This window comes from Variovorax paradoxus (assembly GCF_009498455.1).
GTDB lineage: Bacteria > Pseudomonadota > Gammaproteobacteria > Burkholderiales > Burkholderiaceae_C > Variovorax > Variovorax paradoxus_H.
This window is the reverse complement of sequence record NZ_CP045644.1, coordinates 2,782,072-2,805,565: the sequence shown is the minus strand read 5'-3', so window position 1 is coordinate 2,805,565 and position 23,494 is coordinate 2,782,072. Positions and strand designations below refer to the sequence as shown.

The window sequence follows — 23,494 nt, the reverse complement described above, 5'->3', positions numbered from 1 at the left end:
TGGGGAGATCAGAAGAAACGAAAGAACTTTTTCCTGTGCGCCCTCGCCCGCCCTACAGGCGAAGAGGGACGAAGACGCAGAGGAAAAAGGGGGCGAGCCCCCTGGGGGAACGGCTGCGGAAGGAAGCCACCGGCGGACACGAGGACCGCCGGCGCTTCGCCTTCACTCAGGCCGTCAGTTGTTCACCTTCACGGTGAACAGCAGCGTGGCGGTGCCGCCGGGCGCGACCGTGTTGGTCGTGCTGCCGCAGGCCACCGTCGTCGGGGTCGAGGTGTAGTTCGCCGCCACGAAGGCAGGCGTCACGCCCGTCGACGTGCAACGCGTTGCCACCGGCGGCTGCGTCGCACCCGTGAAGGTGGTGTAGGCCGGCACCGCGTCGTTGATCGACATGTTGGTGACCGGTGCCACGCCTTCGTTGGTGGCAACGACGCGGTACACGAGGCACTCACCGGGCTTGGCGACCAGCGGGGCCGACGCGGTCGGGACCTCGGTGCCATCGCAGTTCACGTCCAGTGCCTGCGTCTTCACGAGGCGCATCTGGCCGGTGATGACGGTGGTGATGTCGGTGGCCGAGGGCGAACCGCAGGCTGCGACGTCAGGGAAGGTCACCGTCACCGTGGCGGTGTCGGTGGCGCCTGCCGTGGCGCCGCCCGGTGCGAACACCTTGACGAGCAGCTTGTGCGTCCTGCCGCTGTCAAGGGCCGTGGCCGGCGCGGTTGGCGCCGGCGGCGTGACCGTGCCGTTCGTCACCAGCGTGTCGCCGCCGTCGATCTGGCCGTCGCCGTTCACGTCGACATACAGCGCGGTGGTCCAGCCCGCCGTCACGTCGGCTGCGGGCAGCGTGGCCGTCACGTTGTACTTGGTGCCGCAGCTTTGCGCGCCGGTGATGGTCACCGTGTGGGCATACACCACCGAACCGCCGGGAGCGACCTGGCCGTTGTTGTTCGGCGTGAGGGTCGCGCCGAAGGTGTTGGCCGTGGTCACGGTCACGGCGTCGGTCTTGGTGTCCATCGCCACAACGCCGGTGGAAGTCGTGAGGGTGGAGCGCAGCTGGAAGTACACCAGTTGGCCGGTGACGGGCGTCTGCGAAGCAGGCGGCGTCACGCAGGCATCGACCGGCGTCTGGGTGTTGGCTGCCACGTTCAGCGTGGTGAGCGCGGAACCCGCGCAGGTCGCACCCGCCGCCACGAACTTGACGGTCCAGCCCGCGGGCAGGCTGCCCGGGAAGCTGTTGGTCTGGCTCGCTGCGAGGTTGTAGGTGTTGGCCACCGAGTCGTTGTTCTTGACGAACAGCGTGAAGATCGTGCCGGTGCCGGCAGCGGTCGTGTGGGTGGTCGTCGGCTGCGGGCTCGGGCCCGTGCCCACGTCGCCGGTGCCGGTGTTGCCTGCAATGCCGTTGCCCGAGGCGGTGTTGGTCAGGTCGACCAGCACGCCCACCACGTTCGTCAGCGTGTCGCGCGTGGTTTCCGTCTTGGTGCTGTCGCCCGTCGAGGTACCGGTGACGATCGCACTGCCGCCCGCGCCCGGCGTTGCCGCGGCCGGCAGCGTGGCCGCCAGCACGAACTGCACGCTGCCGTTGGCCGCGACCGGACCGGTGTCGGGAACGCCGTCGCCGTTGTTGTCGATCAACGGCGTGAGCCCGTCGGCGGCGAAGAACTTGAAGGTCGTTCCGGCCGGGAAGGTGCCCAGGGCGGCCGTGAGGTTCACGACGTCCGTGGCATTGCCCGTGTTGAACACCGTCTGCGTGAACTTCACCGTGGTACCGGCCCCTGCACTGGCGACGGTCGTGGTGTCGGCCGCGGTGGTGTTGGGGTTGCCCACTGCCGTGTCCTTCGAGGCCGTCGGGCTGGCGCTGGCGTCGGCCGAGCCGAGGATGATGCCGAAGGTGCCGATGACGTTGTAGCTCGACGGGTTGGTCGGCGAGCCCGGCGTGCCCGGGTTGTCCGAGGTCGTCGTCGGGGGCACGGTCACGGGGTTGTACCTGGCCGTGTTGGTCGTGGTCGACGTGCCGATGGCCGCCGTGTCGTTGACCATCACGACGAAGCTCACCGTCTGCGTGACGTTCTGCGGCAGTGATGCCACCACGAAGGCCAGCGAGTTGCCGGTCGCGGTGAAGTCGATGCCGGCTGCGTCACCCTGCGGTGCGTCCGTGAGTGCCGTGCCCGGTGCGTTGCTCCAGACGGCCGAACCCGGCACGTACGTGAAGCCGGCGGGCACCGTGTCGGTCAGGACGAACCGACCGGCTGCACCGCCCGTGTTGTTGAACTTCAACGTGTAGGTGGTGTACACGCAGCCAGCAGCCGGCGTGGTCGCGCCTGCCACGGTGGCCGCGCAACCGGTCGCCGAGCGCGGACCGCTCACCGACGCCGCAGGCCAGGTGCCGCCGTTGGCGGACCAGGCGACGGCCGGAACGGCCAGGCTCTTGGTGGCGTTGAAGGCGGCCTGGTCCGTGAGGTTCACGTTGTCGACGTCGGCAGCCGTGAGGTTGCCGGCGGCGTACAGCGCCGGCGTGCCTGCCGTGGCCTTGATGGTCGCGGCGACCGGCGAAGTGAACGTGGCGGCCGTGGCCGTGCTCGGGATCGCGTACGCGACGACGAACGGGAAGGTGCCGTTGTTGCCCGCGACCGTCTGGGCCGGAACGTTACACACGGCACCCGGAACCACCGAGCACAGCGCGGTCGTGCTGTCGGGCACGCCGTCGGCGTTCGCGTCGGCGAACACTTCGACCTTGGTGAAGCCGTTCGGGCTGGCCGGCGCGGTCACGGTGAACGTGAAGGTGTCGGTGCCGTTGCCGGTGTTGGTCAGCACGTGCGGCGCGTACACGGTCGTGCCGGCCGCGCCGGTCTTGGTGTTGACCACCGTGGTGGTTTCGGTGGTGAAGGTGTCCAGGTTGAACGAGCCGACCTGCTGCACCGTCGTCTGCACGAGGTTGGAGGTGGCGAGCTGGCTGGCGCCGTTCGGGTCCAGGTAGGTGGCCGAAGCCTGGTTGCCGATGACGGTGTTGGCGGGTGGAGCCGCAGCGAAGGCACCGGAGCTTCCGAACAGGAAGCTCAGCGTCAAGGCTGCTGCGCCCGCCCAGAGCGCGCGCGGCACGGGGCCGGTGCGACGGGCTGACAAGGTGGGGGTCACGTGGTTTCTCCTCAGGGGTGGGTCAAGAAAGGTCAAAAAAAGAAGGACGAACTCACCCCGGCCGGGGATTTCCGCGAACGGAAACCGGCAATGGAAAAACCAACGGGGTTTAAGAAAGAGAACTCGCCGTCAGCGCGGGAGGCCGCCGACGGTGCTCGTCAACGCCGCGAACTCAGGGCGTCTTGCGCGCCACCTTGTCGGCGGCGGGTGCGGGGGTCGCTGTGGCGGCAGCAGGTGCGGGCGGCACCACCGTCTCGACCTTGGCGCGCGCGGTCACCGCGGTCACGCCGTTGGCGGGCAGCTGGCCCAGCGTCCAGCGCAGCGAGCGGTATTCGCTGTAGGGAACCGGCTCCGACTTGCCGTTGACGACACGCGCCAGCGGCTCGGCCGCAAACGCGCCGTCCTTGGTCGCGGCCTTGACCAGCGTCGCGCCCGGCTTGGCGGTCTTGGGCAGGTACTCCAGGCCTTCGGGAATCGGCAGGTTGGCCACCAAGCCGGTGACGGCCTTGCCCGTGTGGTTGGTGTACGTGGCCGTGTACTCGAGCACGTCGCCCGGCTTGACCGAATCGGCCGCCACCAGCTGTTCCTTGCCCTGTGCATCCTTGACCACCTTGGCCTGCGTCAGCACGACCGCCACGGTCTTCTTCTGTGCAGCCTCGGTGGGCGCCGCAGTGGCGGCCGGCTGGGCCACGGCGGCACCGGCGATGCCGAGCACCGCCAGCACGGCAGCGCCGCCGCCGAGACGGAAGGCCACCTGGAAGATGGGTATCGCAAAGAAGGTCGACGGGGATGATTTCAGACGGGACATGAATGACTCCAAATTGTGGGCAAGAGACGCATCGGGGACCGGATCTGCCGACCTTTGCGCGGTCTGATCGGCTCGCCTTTCGATTTCGAAACACGTTCGCGATTGGTTACGAAGCACACACCTTCTTTCGTGATTTTTGTCGCGCCCAAGCGGCTGAAATGTGATCAACACGCAGCTTTACGGTCCAGCGGCCGGCCGACGGGCTTCGCGGCCACACGCCCGACCGAAGCGCCACTTCGGCGTTGTGCCACCGGTCTGGGTCCGGCAGGCCGCCCCTTCCGGAGATGACTGTTGTTCACATTTGATGCGAGCGGACTCTAGGGCAATCGGCAATTCCCGGGGTGCTGTGGAAATGCAATACGTCGCAATTGATGATCTAGTTCACAAAAACAAAGAACCTTCGTACCCACGACTTTCTGGTCGTTGCACCGTTGCATCAATGAAATTGAAAACGATTTATTTCCAATTAAATCCAGCTCTTAAAAAAGATTGTTCGATGAAGAAATCAATGCCGTCAGAGGGAGAAATGGTGCTAACCGATGCGCACTCCCAAAGCCTGTGCAAAGCGCACCCCAAGAGAGAAAGCGAAGTTCAGGCGACAGGCAGGAACTTTTTCACGCAAATTAAAATAGATTTATTAACAATTAAATCCAAGACCGAACGCGACCTGCGGACTCTTTGAACTGGTGCATTCAGCCCAAAAAAAAACCAAAAAATGGGTCGTTCGCGTGGCTGGATTTGTTATTTCCAGCCGCCATCCTTCTTTGCATCTTTGGATGTGAAAAAAATCACACTCCTGGAAATCTCGCTCGTAACCATTCACAACTTTTGATCGAATAGAAAACACGAGACCCATCAATGAAGCGCGGCATTCGTCACGCGACATGTCTGTCCAGGGAGAAGCAAGTTGTCCACGTTCGAAAGTCGCAGAGCTTTCCCGGGCGCCGCCGCGGCGCTTGAGGAAAGGCCGCCCCGGTCCGACCCGGCAAGCGCGGCATCTTTCCCTTGCCTCCCGTGGGCCACGCCGCGCGACCGACACGCCGCCCGGATGCGGCGTCCGCGCTGAGGCCAGGCCCCCGTCATGTCCACCCTTCATCTACCGGCGCTGGCGCGCCGGCTGGGCGCAGCTTTGTCGGGCGCCATCGAACAGCAGGCGGTGCAGGGCCGCGCGCACTTCACCATCGACCGCGCGCTCGGTGGCGCCGACGACGCGCCGCCGACGGTGTCGACGGGCGTGCAGACGGTCCAGGTGCTGGCGACCAACGCAGCCGGCCGCACCGCCACCGTGATGGCGAACGTGTTCGTGCAACCTGCCGGCGCACGCGTCGCCGCCCGCTGATGCGCACCGTGATCCCCCTTCCCATGGGCCACCCGGCGTTTTCGCTCGCATTGCGCGGGGCCTGGGTGCACGAGGACGACGCCGATGCCGCGGCATCGGCGCGCAGGCCGCGGGCCGATCCAGCCCCGTGCCCTCCCGCCTTCCGCGCGCGGCCGGGCCAGCGAGAGCCCCTCGAGCGGCAGCCTCGAAGTCCCGGCCCATGGCAGCGGCAAGCCGGGCGCCGCCGTGCAGCGCATCGCGGTGCTGGAGCACTCCGACCCCGACCGGCACTTCGTGGCCAGCGCCGTGCGCGCAGCCGGCCACGAGGTCGTGGAGTTTTCGTTCCTGAGGAAGTTTGCGCAGGCGCTGTCGGCCGGAGAGAAGTTCGACCTGCTGCTGCTTGCGCTCGACGGCAGCCCCGATGTGGTCTGGTCGGCAGCCAAGTTCCTGCGGCGCCTGGCCGGCGAGTCCACGCCGCTGCTGCTGTTGATGCGGCCGGAGCAGCTGCTCGGCGACAAGGTCGTCACCTCGGCGGTCGCCGACGACTTCGTGCTGATGCCGTGCGAAGACTGCGAGCTGGTCGTGCGCGTCTTCCGCGTGCTCGCAATCCGGGCCGAGGCGGCGAAGGAGGTCTTCTGCTTTGGCCGCTTCGAGTTCGATCCGGTCGGCTGCATGGTCAGCATCGACGGACAAGGCACGCGCCTTCAGCCGCGACAGTTCGAGCTGGCGCTGTTCCTGTTCCGGCACGCGAACCGCGCGTTCTCGCGCGAGGAGCTCCTGCGCGCGGTCTGGGGCGACCCGGGGCCCCTGGGCCAGACCCGCACGATCGATGTCCACATGACCCGGCTGCGCAAGCTGCTGCAGATGACGGGCAACAAGGATGTGTCGCTGGTGTCCATCCGCGGTTTCGGCTATCGGCTCTTCGTGAACAGGTACCCGGACGGATGACCTGCGGCGGCCCCGGCCTACTTCGCCGGCAGGTACAGCCGCGGATCGACCGCCTTGCCGCGGTAGCGGATCTCGAAGTGCAGCCTGGCGCGGCCGCCCTCTGCCGGGCCGATCTCGGCGAGCTTCTGGCCGCGCTGCACGCGCTGGCCCTGCTTCACGCCCACGCTGCCCACGTTGGTGTAGATCGACATGTAGGAGCCGCCGTGGTCGACCATGATCACGCTGCCGTAGCCGCGCATGGTTTCGGTCGCGGCCACCGAGCCGGCGCCGATCGAATGCACGGGTTCGCCGCTGCTGCCGGCGATGTCGAGGCCCTTGTTGCTGTTGCCGTTGAAGCCGGCGATGACCGCGCCCTGCGACGGCCAGCCCCAGTCGCTGCGCCGCGACGCGGGCGGCACCACGGGGTCGCGCTCGCGAGGTGCGGGGGCGGGCTTGGCCTTTTCTGCATTGCCGCCGCCACTGCTGCTGCTGCGCGGCGGGGGCGTGGCACCCGCCGATGTGGCGCCGCCCGGCGGCACCACGCGCAGCACCTGGCCGGCTTCGAGCTGGTCGGGGTCCTTGATCTGGTTCCAGCGGGCGATCTCGGCCGTCGTGCGGCCGTGCCGCTGCGCGATGCGGTAGAGCGTGTCGCCCGTCTGCACGACGTATTCGCCGGGGCCCGCCACCGGCGTGCCCGGCGTGGTGGAGCATGCGCCCACCAGCAATGCCGCCATCAACGCGGCGCATGCGCCCCATCTTCTCCCTGTCACAACCACGCGCTGAGTCCTTTCTGAATCGTCCGGATCGCGCGACCTCGCAGGTCGAGGCGCGCCTGGACAATGCGGCAAGGCTACCAGCAGTCGTTGCGCGGACATTGCGTCCGCGGGCGCAGGCCCCTCGTTCCTATTTTTTCGGCTGCAGCAGCTGCTGCAGGTTCGCCATGTTCTCGTTCAACCGATCCTGCACCACCTTCCAGCTGTTGTTGCGCGCCTGCGCTTCGAGCTGCGCCAGTTCGCGGAAGTTGTCGACGGCCTGCTGCACGCCGCGCTGCGCGGCCTCGGTCTGCCTGGAGAGGGCGTCGGTGCCGGTGGCGTCCTTCAGTGCGTCCTGCCACTGGGCCAGCGTGTCGCGCAGGATTTCGCCGCGCCGCTGTGCGAGCGACTGGATGCCTTCGTAGGCCTGCCGGTTGGCCTCGGCCAGCGCTTCCATGTCCTTGCGCTGCCACTCCACGAGTGCGCCGACGTCCACGCCGGGCAGCTTGAGCTGCTCGATCAGCTTGCTGAAATCTCCCATCGACGGCAGCGCCGTGGGGAAGACAGAGGCGGTGTCGGTTGCGGTCTTGCGGGTTGCCATGAATCGAATCTCCTTGGGTGAATGAAAGAGCGGGAAAGAAAAATCAGGCCGTCGCGAGCTGCGAGCGGCGCGCGGCGGCGGGCCGCATGACGAGCAGCAGGACCACGCCGGACGACAGCCACAGCCCGATCGCCAGGAACATGCTGTTGTCCGAGCTGCCACTGGCAGTAGTGATCCACGCGGTGATCACCGGCATCACGGCGGGCCCGAGGTTGCCCAGACTGCTGATCAGCGCAATGCCGCCGGCCGCCGACTTGCGCGGCAGGTACTCGCTGATGGCCGCGAAGAAGATGGGCGTGTTGGCCGACTGGCCGATGCTCATGACCGCAAGCCCTGCCAGCGCCAGCACCAGGTTGCCGCCGCTGAAGACGGCCACCAGCAGGCCCGCCGAAGCCAGCGCCACGCAGAAGAAGAAGTGCTTGCGCCGCTCCAGGTGCTTGTCGGAGCTGCGCCCGACGAACACCATGCCGACGGCGCCGAAGACCGCCGGAATGGCCGACAACAGGCCGACCATGAACACGTCGCCCACGCCCCAGTTCTTGATGAGCGTCGGCACCAGGAACACCAGCGTGTAGTTGGCGCCCAGGAACAGGAAGTACACGAAGGCCATCGTGAACACCTTGGGGTCGCGCAGCAGCGCCCAGAACGAGCCGTGCGACGCGGTCTCCACCGCATGCGGCTCGTTGTCCAGGTGGTGGCGCAGCGCGAGCTTCTCGGAAGGCGAGAGCCAGTGGGCCTGCTCGGGCTTGTCCTTCAGGTAGAAGAACGCGACGATGCCCAGCACCGAGGCCGGCAGGCCCTGCACCACGAACAGCCATTGCCAGCCATGGTGGCCGCCCAGGCCGTTCATGTACTTCATGATCCAGCCCGACAGCGGGCCGGCCAGCAGGTAGCCGATGGCGGTGGCCGTCATGAAGATCGAGATCACCTTGCAGCGCCGCGCCGAGGGGTACCAGTAGGTGAGGTACAGGATGATCCCCGGGAAGAAGCCCGCCTCGAACGCACCGAGCAGGAAGCGCAGCACGTAGAACTGCGTGGTCGTCTCCACGAACATCATGGCCGAGGCCACGAGCCCCCAGCAGAACATGATGCGCAGCAGCGTCTTGCGCGCGCCGATCTTCTCGAGCATGAGGTTGCTCGGCACCTCGAACAGAAAGTAGCCAATGAAGAAGATGCCCGCGCCCAGCGCGTAGGCCTCGTTGCTGAAGGCCAGCGTCTGCTTCATCTGCAGCTGCGCGAAGCCGATGTTGATGCGGTCGATGAAGGCGACGATGTAGCAGAGGATCAACAGCGGCAGCAGGTGCCAGCTGACCTTCGAAAACAAAGCCTCGTCCGCCGCGTTGTACGGCGCGCGGGCGGGGGCCTGCGCAGAAGTGGGGGTCATGGTCTCGCTTCCTTTGGGGGTCGGTCGGTCGATGAAGGATCGTCGGGAAGGCTAGGCAGCAGCAGCGGCGGCGCGCTTTCCCTTGGCAGCGGCGGCCGGCTTGCGTGGCGCGCGGGGCTTCTTGCTGGCGGGCGCGACAGCCGCAGCGGCGGCACGTCGCTTGGCCGCCGCAGGCGCCTTCGCGCGGCGCGGGGCCTTGGCGGGCACGACCTCGGCCTGCACCTCTTTCGCGACCCCCGGCTGGGCCGCGGCCTCGATGCTCGGCAGCCGCTCGATCTGCCGCAGCGCCGCGCGCAGGTGGCCGATCAGCTCGTACGACTCTTCCTGCGACAGGATGCGGCGACAGGCCGTGAGACCGAAGTCGAGCGAGCCCGCGTAGCTCTGCACGGTGATGTTCAGCGCACTGCCGTGGTACGGAATGGAGACCGGGTAGAAGTGCATCATCCGCGCGCCCGCCACGTAGAGCGTGGCGCCCGGGCCCGGCACGTTCGAGATCAGCACGTTGGCCGCGGGCGGCACGCGGCGCGCGAGGTTGGAACGGCCGTACAGCGAGGCCAGGCTGGTCATGAGCCAGGGCGAACCGGTGATCGGCATGTCCACGCCAAGCACCGGCTTGAGCTCGCGCACCACGGCCTTGGCCGCTTCGGACGACGCATGGATCGCCTTGAAGCGCTCGGCCACGTCGCCGATGTCGGTCGCGAGGTCGACGCGCACCATCGACACCTGGTTGTTCATCGAGTCGTCGCCCTCCGCGCGCAGGCTCACGGGCACGCCGGCGATCAGCGCTTCTTTCGGCAGCAGGTTGCGCTCTTTCAGGAAGCGGGCCAGCGCCTCGCTGCACATCGCCATCACGATGGTGTTGACGGTGCCGCCCACGCGCTTGCCCAGCGCCTTCAGTTCGTCGAAGGGCAGCGACATCGTGCTGTACGAGCGCTGGTTGGTGATGGCGTCGTTGAACATGCTCTTGGGCGCCATGCCCAGGCTGAGGCGGCGCTGGCCCTTGCCGGTCTGCTGGCTCGCGAGCACGCTGCCGGCCGCCGTGAGCGCGCGCGCGGCGGCCGGAAGCAGCTCGGCGAGCTTGCGGTACTGGCGCGCCGAGTTGGACACCGCCGCCTGCAGCAGTTCGGCCACGCCGAGCTGGTAGTGGCTTCCGCCGCCGCGCTTGCGGCGCGCGGGCCGCACCTCGCGCATCTGCGCCGTGGTGTCGTAGAGCACCTTGGCCAGCTCGGTGCCGGCCTTGCCGTCGACGCCGCTGTGGTGGGCCTTGGTGTAGAAGGCCACCTGGCCGTTCTCCAGGCCTTCGATGACGTACATCTCCCACAGCGGGCGGCTGCGGTCGAGCAGGCTCGAATGCAGCCGCGCGACGAGGTGGTGCAGCTGCTCCATGGTGCCGGGACGGCGCAGCGTGAGGCTGCGCACGTGGTAGTCGAGGTCGATGTCGTCGTCGTCGATCCACACCGGCTCGGCCAGCTCGAAAGGCATCTGCGCGAGCTTGCGCGTGAGCACCGACGCCAGGTGCAGCCGCTTGCCCAGCATGCCTTTCACGTCTTCGTAGTAGTCGCCCCGGTAGCCCTCGGGCAGGTCCAGGAGCATGAGGCTGCCGACGTGCATCGGCGTCTCGGGGGTTTCAAGGTGCAGGAACGACGCGTCCATGCTGCTCAGGTGGTCCATGGCGTGGCCTCTTTCGTCGGTTGGAATGTGGGGATTGACGTGCTCAGGCCGTGGCTGCGGCGACGGCTTGCCGGCGCAGCTCTTCGTCCACGAGGTCCTTCTTCGAGAGCTTGCCGACCGCCGTCTTCGGCAGCGCGGTGCGGATCTCCAGGGCCTGCACCATCTCGTGCTTGCCCACGCGCTCCTTCAGAAAGGCCTGCAGCTGCGCCAGCGTGAAGGGCTCGGCGCCGGCCTTGAGCATCACGAAGGCCTTGGGCGACTGGCCGCGGTACTCGTCGGGCACGCCGATCACCGCCACCTCGTTCACCGCCGGGTGCTGGTAGATGGCTTCTTCGAGCACGCGCGGATAGACGTTGTAGCCGCTGCACAGCAGCATGTCCTTGCAGCGGTCGACGATGAAGACGAAGCCGTCGTCGTCCATGTAGCCCACGTCGCCGGTGCGAAAGAAGCCGTCGAAGGTGGTGCTGTCGGCCGTGGCTTCGGGCTTGTTCCAGTAGCCCTTCATCACGTTGGGGCCCTGGATGCACAGCTCGCCCTTCTCGCCCAGCGGCACGTAGCGCGATGGGTCTTCGAGGTCGAGCATCTTGATGACGACGCCCGGATGTGGAATGCCGCACGAGCCCGCCTTGCGCTGGCCGTGCGCGGGCGAGAAGGTGCCGGTGGGCGAGGTTTCGGTCATGCCCCAGCCTTCGGCCAGCCAGGTGCCGGTGATGGCGCGGAAACGCTCGCCGACTTCCATCGGCAGCGGCGCGCCGCCCGAGTTGCACAGCTTGAGCGAGTGCAGGTCGTACTGCGGCGTGTCGGGGTCGCCGATCACCGCGGTGAACATGGTGGGCACGCCGCAGAAGGTGGTGAGTTGTTTCTCGGCGATGTCGCGCAGCGCGGCCTTGGGATCGAAGCGCAGGTGCTGCACGATCTCGGCGGCCAGGCGCACACCGAGCAGCAGGTTGACCGTGAGCGCGTAGATGTGAAACGGCGGCAGCACCGCGAGCAGCCGCTCGGTGCCCCTCTGCAGCACGGGCGGCGTGCCCGACTGCGTGATCACCACCTGCTCGCAGGCCGACGACAGGTTGGCATGCGTGAGCATCGCGCCCTTGGGCAGGCCGGTGGTGCCGCCCGTGTACTGCAGGATGGCCAGCGCCTCGCGCGGATCGCCGAGCGGGTGCGGCGTGTAGCGGCCGTCGTTGTCGAGCAGCTCGGAAAAACGCAGGTGGTGCTCGTCGCCGGAGATCTCGACCGTTTCGTTCTTCGCCTTCATCTGCGCGGCCACCTGCTCGGGTGCACCCGTCATCTCGGCGAGGTTGCCGACGATGAGCTTCTTCAGCCGCGTGGTGCCGAGCATGGCGGCCATCTGCGGGTACAGCGACGCCAGGTCGAGCGTGATGAGGAAATCGGTCTGGCTGTCCTCGATCTTGTGCTCGAGCACTTTGGCCGCATCGAGCGGCGAGTAGTTGACCACCGTGCCGCCCGCCTGCAGCACGCCGAACAGCGCGACCAGGTAGTGCGGCGTGTTCGGCAAGAAGAGGCCGACGTGCACGCCGGGGCGCACGCCAAGCGCCTGCAGCCCCTTGGCGGCGCGATCGACCAGCGCGCCGAGCTCGCGGTAGTTCAGGCGCTTGCCCATGAAGTCGATGGCCGGCCGGTCGGGGAAGCCGGCCACGGCGTCGGTCAATATCTGCTGGACCGAGGTGGGCGTGATCTCGTGGTCCCACGCCACGCCTTCGGGGTAGGAAGCCAGCCAGGGCTTGCTGTTCATGTGCGTCTCCAGGAAGTGAGTGAGTGACTGAGTCAATTGGTGATGCGGCGCGTCAGGCGGCCTTGCGCACGTCGCGGTGCGGGTCGAGGTACAGCAGGCGGCGCAGGCCTTCGCGGCGGAAGGGCTTCCATTCGCCTTCGGGCTGTGCGAGCCGGTCGGCAATGGCGTAGAGCACCACGGGGTTGTGGCCGAGGCCGCAGTGGCTGCCTTCGACCTCGATGTTTTCCGAGGTCGCGGTCTCGCGTTCGCGGCAGCCCTGCCAGGCCACGATGCCGTCGCTGCGGCTGTAGATGGCGCTGGCCGGCACGGGCGGCGGCGTGCGCATGCGTTCGCGCTCGGGCCAGTCCTCGACCTTGCGCTCGCTCACCCTTTCGTACAGCCGCCACGCGTTGCTCGCGCGCGGCTCGCCCGCGAACGGACTGCCCAGCGTGATGACGCTGCGCACCTGCGAGGGCGCACGCCGTGCCAGCTCGCGTGCGAACACGCCGCCCAGGCTCCAGCCGACGATGCTCACCTTGCGCTGGTAGCGCTCGTTCAGCTCGGCCAGGCGCGCCTGCATCCGGTCTTCCACGCCGGGGCGCGGGCCGAGGTTGGGGCCGAGCTTCCATCCGTGCGCGCGGTAGCCGCGGTCGCGCAGGAAGGCGCGCAGCGGTTGTGTCGATGCATCGCTCGCCGAGAGGCCGGGCAGCACGAGCACGGGATGTCCGTCGCCTGAAGGCGCCATGCGCAGCATCGGGGCCATGGTGAAGAACGCGGACAGCTCCGCCACGGCGCGCCACTCGAGCATCAGCAGGCGACGGGACGGTGGGGCCATCGAAGAAGATTCGGTCATGGTCATCTCGGGAGTGGAGGAAAAGGGAAAAGGAGAAAAAGACAGAGGAAGAAAAAGCCCGACGTGCAGTCGCGATGCACACGGCTACCCGGTCGGGCGGTCGTTCGAGAGAGGATCGAGGTCGGGGAAAAAAGAGGAACAGGCGACGCGCAACGGCGGCGCCCTGCCTGTGAGTCGGCTCGCATGCATGGGGTGAACCCGCCGCGTACGTCCAGTCCGTGCCGGGCATGCCGGCACGCGCGAGGTGCATCCATGTGTGGTCTGTCTCCTGTCGGCCTCGTCCGCGCCTTCAGCGAGGCTCGGATCGGGCACTTTGTTCTGGTTGCTCCGGGCGCCATCTTTTCGCGGCGACGTCGACAAGAAAAGGTGCGATGCGACCACTTCGCGGTGATTTCGGGACGCGTGTGGAAACGACGCGCAGGCACGGCTCACACCTGCGCACAGAGGTGTGGATCGACAGCCACATGCGAGACATGCGAACGCGCTCGCGTGTGGATCAGCAGTGAAGTTCGCGATGCCCTATGCGGCATCGCTCGAAGAAGCTCAGGCCTTCGCCGCGCGGTAGTCCTGCGGGCTGCGGCCGGTCCATCGCACGAATGCGTGGCGGAAGTTCGAGGCGTCGCTGTAGCCCAGTCGCTCGGCGATTTCCTCGGTGGTCATGCGCGTGGTGCGCAGGTACTCGATGGCCAGCACGCGACGCACATCGGCCAGGATGCCTCGGTAGGTCGTGCCTTCGGTTTCGAGCCGGCGGCGCAAGGTGCGCGGATGGATCGACAGCTCCGAGGCCATCGGCTCGATGGTCGGAAAGCGCCACGGCATGTGGTCGATCAGCGTGCGCCGCACCACCGACGAAACACCGCCCGAGCGCGGCAGGTCGGCCAGCACCTGCTGGCACATCTCGCTCACCATCGCATGCGTGACCGAGTCGGGCAGCCGCGGCGGATGGTCGACCCACGGCGAGCCGATGCGCAGCTCGTCGCGCGGCTGGCCGAAGGCCACGGGGCAGCCGAACAGCGTGCGGTAGGCGCTCAGGTCTTCGGGCTCGGCAAAGCGCACGTGCAATGCACAGAGCCCGAACGAAGGACCGAAGAGATCGCGGCCCAGCCGCAGGTGCACCGCAAAGGCGAACTCGAGCGCGAAGCGGTACAGCGGGTCTTGCGGATCGGACGACAGCAGCACCTCGTAGGGCAGCACCGCGGTGCCACCGCTGCACGCGTACGACACCGGCCCGGCCACGGGGCCCATGACACGGTTGTACTTGATGCTGAAGTCCATCAGGTCGGCGTGCGTGGGACTGCTCAGCAACCCGTAGCCGTACATGCCGTAGGCCGTGAGGTGCATGCGGATGCCCGCGCGGAAGGCGATGGTCGGGCCGGGCGCAAGACGCACCGCGTTGCGGAAGACGATGGCCGCTTGCTCGTAGGAAATCCGCGTCGCGGGTGCGCGCAGTTGTTCTTCCGTCAGGCCGCTTCCGCTCAGGGTGTGTCCCGGTGTGATGCCTTCTTCGACCAGGGTGGCGACGATGGCTGCGACGCGCTGGGGTCCGTAGACGCGTGACGCGAAGTCGGGTGGCGAACGATGCACGGCGATTCAATCCCTTCAGAACACGTGCCTTCGATTGCGAGGCCGCCACTGGCTTCGCACTCCAAGGTCGTCGCAGGATATCGAAGCGTTCTGCGCGTGCAGACTCGGAGTTTCCCGATGGTGCGAAATTGTCCCGAAGTCACTCGCGGATGGTCTGAACGAACCTTTCTCGCTGCGGCACGCCACGGAAAGATCGTCGGCGAACCACCGGCCCGGCCACAGGGCGCAAAGCGCAACGCGCGACGGTTGCCTTTCGCTTCTCTTCCTTTCTCTCCCCTTCCTTTTCATCTCCACGCACCATGCACCGCGACCTCGCCTCCACCCTGTTCGCTTCGTCCAACGGCATCGAGCTGGCGTATGACTGCTTCGGCGATCCGGCCGCGCCGCCGCTGCTGTTGATCATGGGCCTGGGCACGCAGATGATTGCGTGGGACGAAGCCTTTTGCGAACGCCTGGCCGCGCGCGGCTACCGCGTCATCCGTTTTGACAACCGCGACATCGGGCTGTCCACGCGCCTGAGCTTTGCGGGTATTCCCGACGTGGCGAAGCTGCTGGGGCAGGCGCTGGCCGGCGTGCCCGTGAGTGCGTCGCAGGTGCCGTACACGCTGGCCGACATGGCCGACGATGCCGTCGGCCTGCTCGATGCGCTCGACATGGAAAGTGCCCACATCGTCGGCGCCTCGATGGGCGGCGCCATCGGCCAGGAGATCGCGCTGCGCCATCCGGCGCGCGTGCGCACGCTGGTGTCGATCATGGCAACGAGCGGCGCACCCGACCTGCCACCGCCGCAGCCCCAGGCGCTGCAGGTGCTGCTCACACCCACGCCGCTGGACCGCGCCGGCTACATCGCGCGCCAGCAGCAAGTGATGAAGGTGCTGCGCGCCGGCTCGCATCCGGACGAAGAAGCACTCGACGCCGCACGCGCGGAACGCACGTTCGAGCGCGGCCTGCACCCGGCCGGCTACGCGCGCCAGCTCGCGGCGATCATCGCGTCAGGCAGCCGCCGGGAGCGGCTCGCGTCGCTGAAGGTGCCGACGCTGGTGATCCATGGCGATGCCGATCCGCTGGTGCCGATCGAGTGCGGGAAGGACGTGGCGCGGCACGTGCCCGGTGCAAAGATGGTGACCATCGAGGGCATGGGGCACGCGCTGCCGAAGGTGACGTGGGGGCCGGTGATCGATGCGATTGCGGGGCACGCGGTCGCGGGCCGCTGATTGCAGCAGGCTCAGCGCTGCTGTCTGACCATGTGGGCTGCGCTGGCGCGCTCCACCAGGTCGAGATCGAACGCCGTCATCTCCACGATGCGCACGTCGGCCAGGCCGAGCACCTCATCGGTGAGCGGAAACTCAGGTCCCGGCGCCGCGATGATGCCCATGCCGGCCGCGCGCAGCGAACGGATGCCGTTGCCGGAGTCTTCAACGCCGACAGCGTGCTCGGGTTTCACGCCGATCTTCTTCAGAACATCGAGGTAGATGTCGGGGGCGGGCTTGCCGTGCGCCACATCGTCGCCATAGGTCGCGGCAAGAAACACCTTGTCCAGGCCCGTCACCTTCATCACATGTGCGGCCAACTCGTTCGGCGAGCCGGAGGCCAGCGCGACCTTGTACCGGGTCGCCGCCAGCCGCACCGCAGCGATCGCACCTTCACGCTCGGGCAGGTGCGTCTCGTACTTCGCCAGCAACCGGCCTTTGATTTCGCGGGCGATCGCGGCCTCGTCCATGCCGAGCCTGGCGCGCAGGTCGAGCCGCTCGACCATGAGGCGCGACCACATGCGGGTGTTGCAGCCCATGGTCGATTCCTGGTCCTCGGCGCTCCAGGTCATGCCGTGGTCGGCGGCGAACTCCTCGCGCGCTTGGCGCCAGAGCACTTCGGAGTCGATGAGGATGCCGTCCATGTCGAAGACGACGGCCTGGATGGAAGTCATGAGAAGGGTTTCCTCGTTGAAAGTGATCGGGGTTCAGCGGGCCAGTTGGCGCTGCAGCGACGCCGCCAGCGTCTGCAGGATCAGGCAGCACGAGGTGGCGCCCGCGTCGAGCACGCCGATCGAACGTGCGCCCAGCCGCGCCGAACGGCCGATGCGGGCCTGCAGGTCCTTGGTGGCGTCGCGTCCCTGCTGGGCCGCAGCGCTCATCACCGACAGGCAGGCCGCAAAGCCACCGCCCCCGGCGAGCACGGCGCGGTAGGCATCGCGCGCCGGCACCAGCGTGTCGATCAGGGTCTTGTCGCCGACCTGCGCGCTGCCCATGGCCTGCACGTTGGCGACGGCCACCGCCAGCGCATCGCCGAACAGCGCCGCATCGAGGCGGGCGTGCGGTGCCAACGTGTCGAAAAAGCCGAGGAAGAAATTGCCATACAGCGGCCCCATCGATCCGCCGATGTCGTCCATCAGCGCCTGCGAGAGCTGCTCGAACGCGAGCGGCAGCGAGTCTGCCATCGGTCCCAGCCCGTCGAGCCGTGTGCCGCAGCCTGTGAAGCCCTTGGCCATGTTGATGCCGTGGTCGCCGTCGCCGATCAGGCCGTCGATCTCGCTCAGGTACTGCCGGTTGGCGACGATGACGTCGATCAGGTCGCGCACCACGCCGCCTGCGTCCGCGAGGACCACCGTCGGGCCATGGACGGTCCGCGGAGCCGCGCCGGCACCTTCGGGGGCTGCTGCTGCCGCCGCCGCTGCGGCGGCGGGCGTGGCCGCGTGAACGCTCCCGCTGTAGGTGCGCGCGTTCGCCGCGTCGCCGGGGACGCTCAAGCCCACGCTGCGGCACGGGTGCTTCAGGCAGGTTTCGAGCTCGTCGTCGAGCTTCATGACGGTGAGCGTCACGCCCATCATCTCGAGCGAGGTGAAAAGGTTGCCGACCTGGTTGAACGCCACCGTGATGCCCTTGGCCCCAAGACGCTGCGCAATCTCTCCGTAGAGGATGTACAGCTCCATCACCGGCGTCGCGCCGAGCCCCGAGATCAGCACCGCCACCCGGTCGCCCGCGCCGAATGGCAGGTCGGGCAGCACGACGTCGAGCATGAGCTGCGCCATCTCGGCCGCGGTTGCCGTGGCGCGCACGTCGATGCCCGGTTCGCCGTGGTGGCCGATGCCGACTTCCATCGTGCCCGGCTCGATGTGGAAGTTGGCCTTGCCGACGGCCGGGATCACGCAGGCGGACAAACCCACACCGATGCTGCGCGTGTTGCCGATGGCCTTCTGCGCCGCGGCGATCACTTCGTCGAGCGAGCCGCCGAGCGCGGCCTTGGCGGCGCCGACCTTCCACATGAAGATTTCGCCCGCGACACCGCGGCGCCGCGCCTCGTCGCCCTTGGCGGCCGACGGCACGTCGTCGTTGGCGACCACGGTCTTGACCACGATGCCCTCACGCTCGGCCATCTGGCGGGCCATGCCGACGTTCATGTTGTCGCCGGCGTAATTGCCGTAGAGGCAGGCCACGCCCGCGCCGCCGTCCGCGGTGCGGATCGCATCGAGAAAGCTCTTGGCCGTGGGCGAGGAGAAGATTTCTCCGACCGCCACGGCATCGACCATGCCATCGCCCACATAGCCGAGGAAGGCCGGCTCATGCCCCGAGCCGCCGCCGGTGACGACGCCGACCTTGCCGCGCTCGGGCGCCCGGGCGCGCTTGACGACGCGCGGGTTGCCGGGCAGCACGGCGACGCTGTCGGTGTGGGCCAGCAACCAGCCCCCGAGCATGTCCTCGACGACGAGGTCGGGGTTGTTGATGACACGGTTCATGGGCATGGGACAGGTCTCCTGGGTAAGGTCGGGGCCGCAAGCGACCCGTGGGATTCGCGCGAATGGATGGCGCTACAAGGGCTCGGCGACGGGGACAGGCGCCACGGCCTGTGGTGCGGCGCCGCTGCGGTTCAGTGCCTCACGTTCCGCCACGATGAGTTCACCGTAGGCGGCGATCTGTCGGCGGGTTTCGTCGGTCGACCAGCCGAGGTACGGCGCGATGCACTCGGCGACGAAGGGGGCCAGGGCCAGCCCGCCATCGGCGAGTTCGATCGACAAATGCGTGCGCCGCGTCATCACATCGGTCAGCGACAGCGCGCCCTCGGCAACGACCGCATGCACGAGTTCGGCCACCAGGTACTGCGGCGCACCGGGCAAGGTCGCGCGCAGCGCGGGAGCGGATTCGGCCAACGCCATGAGGTCACGCACCCGGTCGCCATGACGTTGCAGCAGACGGCCCGCATCGGCAGCGCGCATGTCGAAGTGCCGCGCCAGGTCGCCCGCACTGTCGCGCACGGCCGACCAGTTCGTGGCCCCCACCAGCGGCAGTGCGGCTGTCGACGACGGGGTGCTCACGCCCAGCGGTTTCACGGCGGCATCGACCGCATCGGCCGCCATGCGGCGGTACGTCGTGTACTTGCCGCCGACGACGGTGGTCAGGCCGGGCGGCCCGTCGATCACCGCGTGGTCGCGCAGCAGCGCCGACGTCGAGTCGGTGGCGCCGACCGACTTCAGCAGCGGACGCAGGCCCGCGAAGGTGCCGAGCACATCGGCACGGCTCACCTTGCGTTCGAGGTAGGCGTTGAGGTTGTCGAGCAGATAGTCGACATCGGCCGCTTCGGCGACCGGCTGCGACTTGTCGCCGTTCCACGGGGTGTCGGTGGTGCCGACCAGCCAGTAGCCGTACCAGCGGCGGGCGATGATGACGGAGTCGGTGGCGCGGGCGAGGATGCCGGTGTCGGACTGCAGCGCTTCCGGTCGCAACAGGATGTGCACGCCCTTGGCGGGCTGCACCTTGAAGGTGTTGGCACCTGCCCGCTGCTGGATCTCGTCGGCCCAAATTCCGGTGGCGCTGACCACCGCGCGCGCAGCCAGGCGATGCCGTTCGCCGGTCAACCGGTCTTGCACGACAACGCCTGCGACACGTTCGCCGTCCTTGATGAATTCGGCCACGGGCGCCCGGGTGATGACCTTGGCACCACGGCCGGCCGCCGTGCGCACGACGGCGAGCGTGTGGCGCGCGTCGTCCATCAGCGCGTCGTGGAACTGGACGCCACCGACCACGCGCTGTTCGTCGATCGACGGAATGTGCCGCTTGAGCGCGGCCCGGCCGAAGTGGCGCTGGCGCGGGACCGCACCGCCCTTCATGCCGAAGAGGTCGTAGAGCAGAACGCCGGCGCCGACATAGGGACGTTCCCACCAGGCGCGGGTGAGCGGGTAGAGGAAGGACTCCGGACGGGCGATGTGCGGGCACAGGATCTTGACCATCAGGTCGCGCTCCTCGATGGCGTGGGCGACGAGCTTGAAGTTGAGCTGCTCGAGGTAACGCAATCCCCCGTGAAAGGTCTTGCCCGAGCGCGACGAAGTGCCGACGGCGATGTCGCCCGCATCGACCAACACCACCGAGAGTCCGCGCGCGGCGGCATCGAGCGCAGCGCCCGCGCCGGTCACGCCTGCACCGATCACGAGCACGTCGGCCACGCTGCGCGAGGCCTCGGCCAGGTCGCGCTGTCGCTGCGCGGGGTTCAGCCAAGTGGCGTCGGCCTGCATGAGGGCCCGCGCCGACGCAGCGGACGCGGTGAAGTCGCTGCTCATCGCATCTCCTGGGCCGTGGCGTCGAGGTGGGCGCGCCGGCTGTCGGCCAGTGCACCCCATGAGGCCCGCGTCCGTTGCGCAGTCTCGTGGTACTGCTGGTAGATCTGGTCGTAGAGCGTGGTCTCCTGCGGGTCGGGCACGGCGACGCCCTCGTCGAGGTAGGCATCGACCCATTGCGGCAGCATCTGGTGGATGCTGGCGTGGCTGTCGATCGAGAGGGCCGCCATGATGGCCGCGCCCGCGGCACCGCACTCCTCGCGGTGCGACACGCGCACCGGGCGCCCGGTGACCGACGCGACCATCTGCCGCAACGCCACGCTGCGCGCGGCGCCGCCGGACAGCCGGATCTCTTCCGGCAGTGGGCCGAGTGCGGCGTAGCAGTCGCGGGTGGCCAGTGCAATGCCTTCGAAGACCGACCGTGCGAGGCCGGCCACGCCGAGCGTGGCGCTGAAGCCGCTGAGTTGCGCACGCGCATTCGCGTCGACGAAAGGCCCGCGCTCGCCGCTCTCGGCAATGTAGGGGTGGTAGACGGCCTGTGCCGGCGCGGTGGACAGCACCAGCGCGTCGAGCCGCTCCAGCATCTGCGCACGCGGCAGCGCCGTGCCGCCAGCAAGTTCGGCAGCGCTGCCGAGCAGCCGGACCAGCCAGTCGATGTTCAGCGTCGCCGCCATGTGCGAGACCAGGCGCACGCGCAGGCCCGGCGAAGGCATCGCGATGGTGTAGCCGGCCTCGGCACTCGGCTCGATGGCCGCCACGTTGTCGGTCACCCAGCCGTGCATGCCGGTGCTGCCCAGCACCGAGCAACCGACATGCCTGAGCGCGCCCTGCGCATCGAACGCCACACCGCCGGCGCCGAGCACGCACAGCGGCACGTCCATCAGCGGCAGCACGACGGGCAGGCCTTCGCGCAGTCCGGTCTCGGCGGCGGCGCTGCGGGTCAGGAGTGCATGGCTTTGGGTGCCGTCGACGATCGACGGCAAGAGGTGCTTCATCGCCGTCAGGCCGAGCAGCGCCAAGGTCTCGTCGTCGTAGGCCAGGCTCTTGAAGTTGCCGAAGGTGTAGACGCCTTCGCAAGGGCTGGTCGCGCGGACGCCGGTGGCCTTGAAGAACAACCAATCCTTGCAGTGCATCGCCGATGCGGCCCGCGCCAGGCGCTCGGGTTGATGCGCCTGCAGCCACAGCAGCTGGCCGCTTTGCATCGACGGGTTGAGTGCATTGCCGGTGCGCGCGGCGATGAGCCGCGAGGCCGGCGTCTCGCGCAGCGCCTGCACGTGCCGGCTGGCGCGTGCGTCGAGCCACAGCATCGCGGGCCCGACCGGACGGCCCTCGGCATCGACGAGCCAGGTACCGTCGCCCTGGCCGGTGGCCGCCAGGGCCACCGTGCGTGCCGCCAGGTCGGGGACGCGCTCGCCCAGCACGCGCAGGGTGGCGGCCGTGTCGGCCCAGGTACCGTCGAGATCCTGTTCGGCCGCGCCTTCCGGGCCGACGAGCACGCGATTCGGCGTGCTGGCTACCGCCACCTGCCGCCCCTGCAGGTCGAAGGCCACCGCCTTGATGACCGACGTGCCAGCGTCCACGCCGATGATGAGATCACCTGCCATGCGCGTCAGTACCGGGCGTCGAACGAGTGGGCCGTAGTCATCGGCTTTTCACGTGGTATTTTTCGTCCAGCGCATCGATGGCCCGGACGTTGCGCGCCGACGTGCCTTGGGGGTCGAAGTGGGCCGCCAGGTAGGCCTCCGCCACCGCCTTGGCCAGTTCGGGGCCGATGACTCGCGCCCCCATGGTGATGACCTGCGCGTTGTTGGAGAGCGCGGCACGCTCGGCCGAGTAGGTGTCGTGCGTCTGCGCCGCGCGGATGCCGGGCACCTTGTTGGCCGAGAGGCACACGCCGATGCCGGTCCCGCACACGAGGATCGCCCGCTCGTAGAGGCCCGTGAGAATTCCCTGGCAGACCCGGTCCGAGAGGTCGGCGTAGAAAAAATCGGAGTTCTCCTCGGGCAGCCCGATGTGGGTCACTTCGAGGCCCTCCCGGCCTGCAAAGTGCTTGGCGAGAACCTCGGCAAGGGGCGCGCCCGCGGTGTCCGCGGCAATGGCGATCTTCATGTGCATTCCATTTCTTCGAACCGGCTGCGCAAACCGGCGGCGTCTCGTGGCGAGCGCTGCCGGAACCTCGCAACGCCAGCGTGGCGTGATGTTGCGTGGGCTTACTTGTCCAGGACGAACGGCGCCGAGTACTTGGCGGCGTTGGCCTTGGTGATCAGCATGCAGTCGAACAGCTGCTTCTCGGTCTTCGCACCGGTCTTGCCGGTCCGGATGAACGTGTCGGCTTGCTGCACGGCAGCGGCGGCGAACACCGCGACGGGCTGGAGCACCGTGTAGGCCAACTCGCCGGCCTTGACCGAGGCCACCGAATCCGGCGATCCATCGAACCCGCCCACGACGATCCCGTTGAACGTGCCCGCCTTCTTGAGCGCTGCGATTGCGCCGAGGGCCATTTCGTCGTTGCCGCTGATGACACCCTTGATGTCGGCGTTCGCCTGCATCAGCGACTGCATCTTGTTGTGGCCTTGCGTCCGGTTCCAGTTGGCGACCTCCGAACCCGCCTTGGCCAGGTCGGGGTACTGGCTCAGCACCGTCTTGAAGCCGTTGGAGCGGGTGGCGGCGTTGTTGTCCGACGGTGCCCCGACGAGCTCGACGTACTTGCCCTTGTTGCCCATCAGCTCGGCCCAATGCTGGGCGCCGAGCGCGGCACCCTGGGCGTTGTTCGACACCAGCTGCGCCTGTGCCAGGCCTTCCTTGTTGATCTCGGCGTTGACGAGGATCACGGGGATCTTGGCGGCCACCGCCTTCTGCACGGCCCCCACCGAGCCGCTCGCGTTCGCCGGGTCGAGGATGATGGCAACCGACTTGTTGGTGATGGCTGTGTCGATCAGCCGGCTCTCGGTGTTGGTGTCGCCGGTGTGCGCCGCGACGACCGCGGTATAGCCCAGCTTCTGCGCAGCGGCTTTCGCCACTTCGCCTTCGGTGAACCAGTAGGGATTGGCGGGGTCGTTCACGATGATCGTGATCAGCCCCTTGCTCTTGCTTTGGGCCCACGCGGGGGCAGCCAGCAGGGGCGTGAGCGAGACTGCGGCAAGCAGCTTGCGGCGGGTGGTTTTCAACATGACTTCATCTCCTTGATTGC

At 68.0% G+C, this 23,494-nt stretch carries 19 protein-coding genes; 4 read left to right on the top strand and 15 right to left on the bottom strand.

Annotated elements, in window-relative coordinates:
• Positions 1-174 precede the first annotated feature (174 nt).
• Both GFK26_RS12835 and GFK26_RS12830 read right to left on the bottom strand, forming a co-directional pair.
• Positions 175-3,129 carry a beta strand repeat-containing protein gene (locus GFK26_RS12835; protein WP_153282294.1) on the bottom strand — a complete coding sequence of 985 codons (2,955 nt, stop codon included), beginning with the start codon at positions 3,127-3,129 and terminating at the stop codon, positions 175-177.
• 172 nt (positions 3,130-3,301) lie between these two features.
• The gene (locus GFK26_RS12830) at positions 3,302-3,937 is read right to left on the bottom strand and encodes a DUF11 domain-containing protein (RefSeq protein ID WP_153282293.1); all 636 of its coding nucleotides are present in this window, start codon (positions 3,935-3,937) and stop codon (positions 3,302-3,304) included.
• 352 nt (positions 3,938-4,289) lie between these two features.
• Here GFK26_RS12830 and GFK26_RS12825 point away from each other — a divergent pair, with 352 nt between their 5' ends.
• The 3 genes from GFK26_RS12825 to GFK26_RS12815 all read left to right on the top strand — a co-directional run bounded on the left by GFK26_RS12825 (position 4,290) and on the right by GFK26_RS12815 (position 6,203).
• Positions 4,290-4,619: a hypothetical protein gene (locus GFK26_RS12825; RefSeq protein ID WP_194274076.1), complete on the top strand. Its 330-nt coding sequence runs from the start codon at positions 4,290-4,292 to the stop codon at positions 4,617-4,619.
• Between the two features lie 399 nt (positions 4,620-5,018).
• On the top strand, positions 5,019-5,276 hold the full coding sequence (locus GFK26_RS12820; RefSeq protein ID WP_153282291.1) for a hypothetical protein: 258 nt from the start codon (positions 5,019-5,021) through the stop codon (positions 5,274-5,276).
• Between the two features lie 84 nt (positions 5,277-5,360).
• Positions 5,361-6,203, top strand: coding sequence for a winged helix-turn-helix transcriptional regulator (locus GFK26_RS12815; protein WP_153282290.1), 843 nt, complete (start codon positions 5,361-5,363; stop codon positions 6,201-6,203).
• A 17-nt stretch (positions 6,204-6,220) separates the two neighbouring features.
• On the opposite strand, the gene GFK26_RS12810 is transcribed toward GFK26_RS12815, so the two are convergent.
• The 7 genes from GFK26_RS12810 to GFK26_RS12780 all read right to left on the bottom strand — a co-directional run bounded on the left by GFK26_RS12810 (position 6,221) and on the right by GFK26_RS12780 (position 14,762).
• Positions 6,221-6,916: a peptidoglycan DD-metalloendopeptidase family protein gene (locus GFK26_RS12810; RefSeq protein ID WP_228121996.1), complete on the bottom strand. Its 696-nt coding sequence runs from the start codon at positions 6,914-6,916 to the stop codon at positions 6,221-6,223.
• Between the two features lie 169 nt (positions 6,917-7,085).
• Positions 7,086-7,535, bottom strand: coding sequence for a TIGR01841 family phasin (phaP, locus tag GFK26_RS12805; RefSeq protein WP_153282288.1), 450 nt, complete (start codon positions 7,533-7,535; stop codon positions 7,086-7,088).
• A gap of 43 nt (positions 7,536-7,578) precedes the next feature.
• Positions 7,579-8,919 carry an MFS transporter gene (locus GFK26_RS12800; protein WP_153282287.1) on the bottom strand — a complete coding sequence of 447 codons (1,341 nt, stop codon included), beginning with the start codon at positions 8,917-8,919 and terminating at the stop codon, positions 7,579-7,581.
• A gap of 51 nt (positions 8,920-8,970) precedes the next feature.
• On the bottom strand, positions 8,971-10,590 hold the full coding sequence (locus GFK26_RS12795; RefSeq protein WP_153282286.1) for a wax ester/triacylglycerol synthase family O-acyltransferase: 1,620 nt from the start codon (positions 10,588-10,590) through the stop codon (positions 8,971-8,973).
• A 43-nt stretch (positions 10,591-10,633) separates the two neighbouring features.
• Entirely contained in the window at positions 10,634-12,346 is a 1,713-nt protein-coding gene (locus tag GFK26_RS12790) for a long-chain-fatty-acid--CoA ligase (protein ID WP_153282285.1), read from the bottom strand.
• A gap of 52 nt (positions 12,347-12,398) precedes the next feature.
• The gene (locus GFK26_RS12785; RefSeq protein WP_153282284.1) at positions 12,399-13,178 is read right to left on the bottom strand and encodes an esterase/lipase family protein; all 780 of its coding nucleotides are present in this window, start codon (positions 13,176-13,178) and stop codon (positions 12,399-12,401) included.
• Positions 13,179-13,721: 543 nt separating this feature from the next.
• Complete coding sequence (locus tag GFK26_RS12780; protein ID WP_153282283.1) at positions 13,722-14,762, bottom strand: AraC family transcriptional regulator; 1,041 nt, start codon at positions 14,760-14,762, stop codon at positions 13,722-13,724.
• Between the two features lie 299 nt (positions 14,763-15,061).
• On the opposite strand from GFK26_RS12780, the gene GFK26_RS12775 reads away from it, so the two are divergent.
• Complete coding sequence (locus GFK26_RS12775; protein WP_153282282.1) at positions 15,062-15,976, top strand: alpha/beta fold hydrolase; 915 nt, start codon at positions 15,062-15,064, stop codon at positions 15,974-15,976.
• 11 nt (positions 15,977-15,987) lie between these two features.
• Here GFK26_RS12775 and GFK26_RS12770 read toward each other — a convergent pair whose 3' ends face one another.
• From GFK26_RS12770 to GFK26_RS12745, 6 genes are all read right to left on the bottom strand, one after another.
• On the bottom strand, positions 15,988-16,686 hold the full coding sequence (locus tag GFK26_RS12770; RefSeq protein ID WP_153282281.1) for an HAD family hydrolase: 699 nt from the start codon (positions 16,684-16,686) through the stop codon (positions 15,988-15,990).
• A gap of 33 nt (positions 16,687-16,719) precedes the next feature.
• Positions 16,720-18,498, bottom strand: a complete 1,779-nt coding sequence (gene dhaL, locus GFK26_RS12765; RefSeq protein WP_153282280.1) for a dihydroxyacetone kinase subunit DhaL — start codon at positions 18,496-18,498, stop codon at positions 16,720-16,722.
• 66 nt (positions 18,499-18,564) lie between these two features.
• Positions 18,565-20,307, bottom strand: coding sequence for a glycerol-3-phosphate dehydrogenase/oxidase (locus GFK26_RS12760; protein ID WP_228121995.1), 1,743 nt, complete (start codon positions 20,305-20,307; stop codon positions 18,565-18,567).
• Positions 20,304-21,908 carry an FGGY-family carbohydrate kinase gene (locus GFK26_RS12755; RefSeq protein ID WP_153282279.1) on the bottom strand — a complete coding sequence of 535 codons (1,605 nt, stop codon included), beginning with the start codon at positions 21,906-21,908 and terminating at the stop codon, positions 20,304-20,306. The genes GFK26_RS12760 and GFK26_RS12755 overlap by 4 nt, the downstream gene beginning before the upstream one ends.
• A gap of 37 nt (positions 21,909-21,945) precedes the next feature.
• Complete coding sequence (locus GFK26_RS12750; RefSeq protein WP_153282278.1) at positions 21,946-22,413, bottom strand: RpiB/LacA/LacB family sugar-phosphate isomerase; 468 nt, start codon at positions 22,411-22,413, stop codon at positions 21,946-21,948.
• Positions 22,414-22,514: 101 nt separating this feature from the next.
• Entirely contained in the window at positions 22,515-23,474 is a 960-nt protein-coding gene (locus GFK26_RS12745; protein ID WP_153282277.1) for a D-ribose ABC transporter substrate-binding protein, read from the bottom strand.
• Positions 23,475-23,494 lie beyond the last annotated feature (20 nt).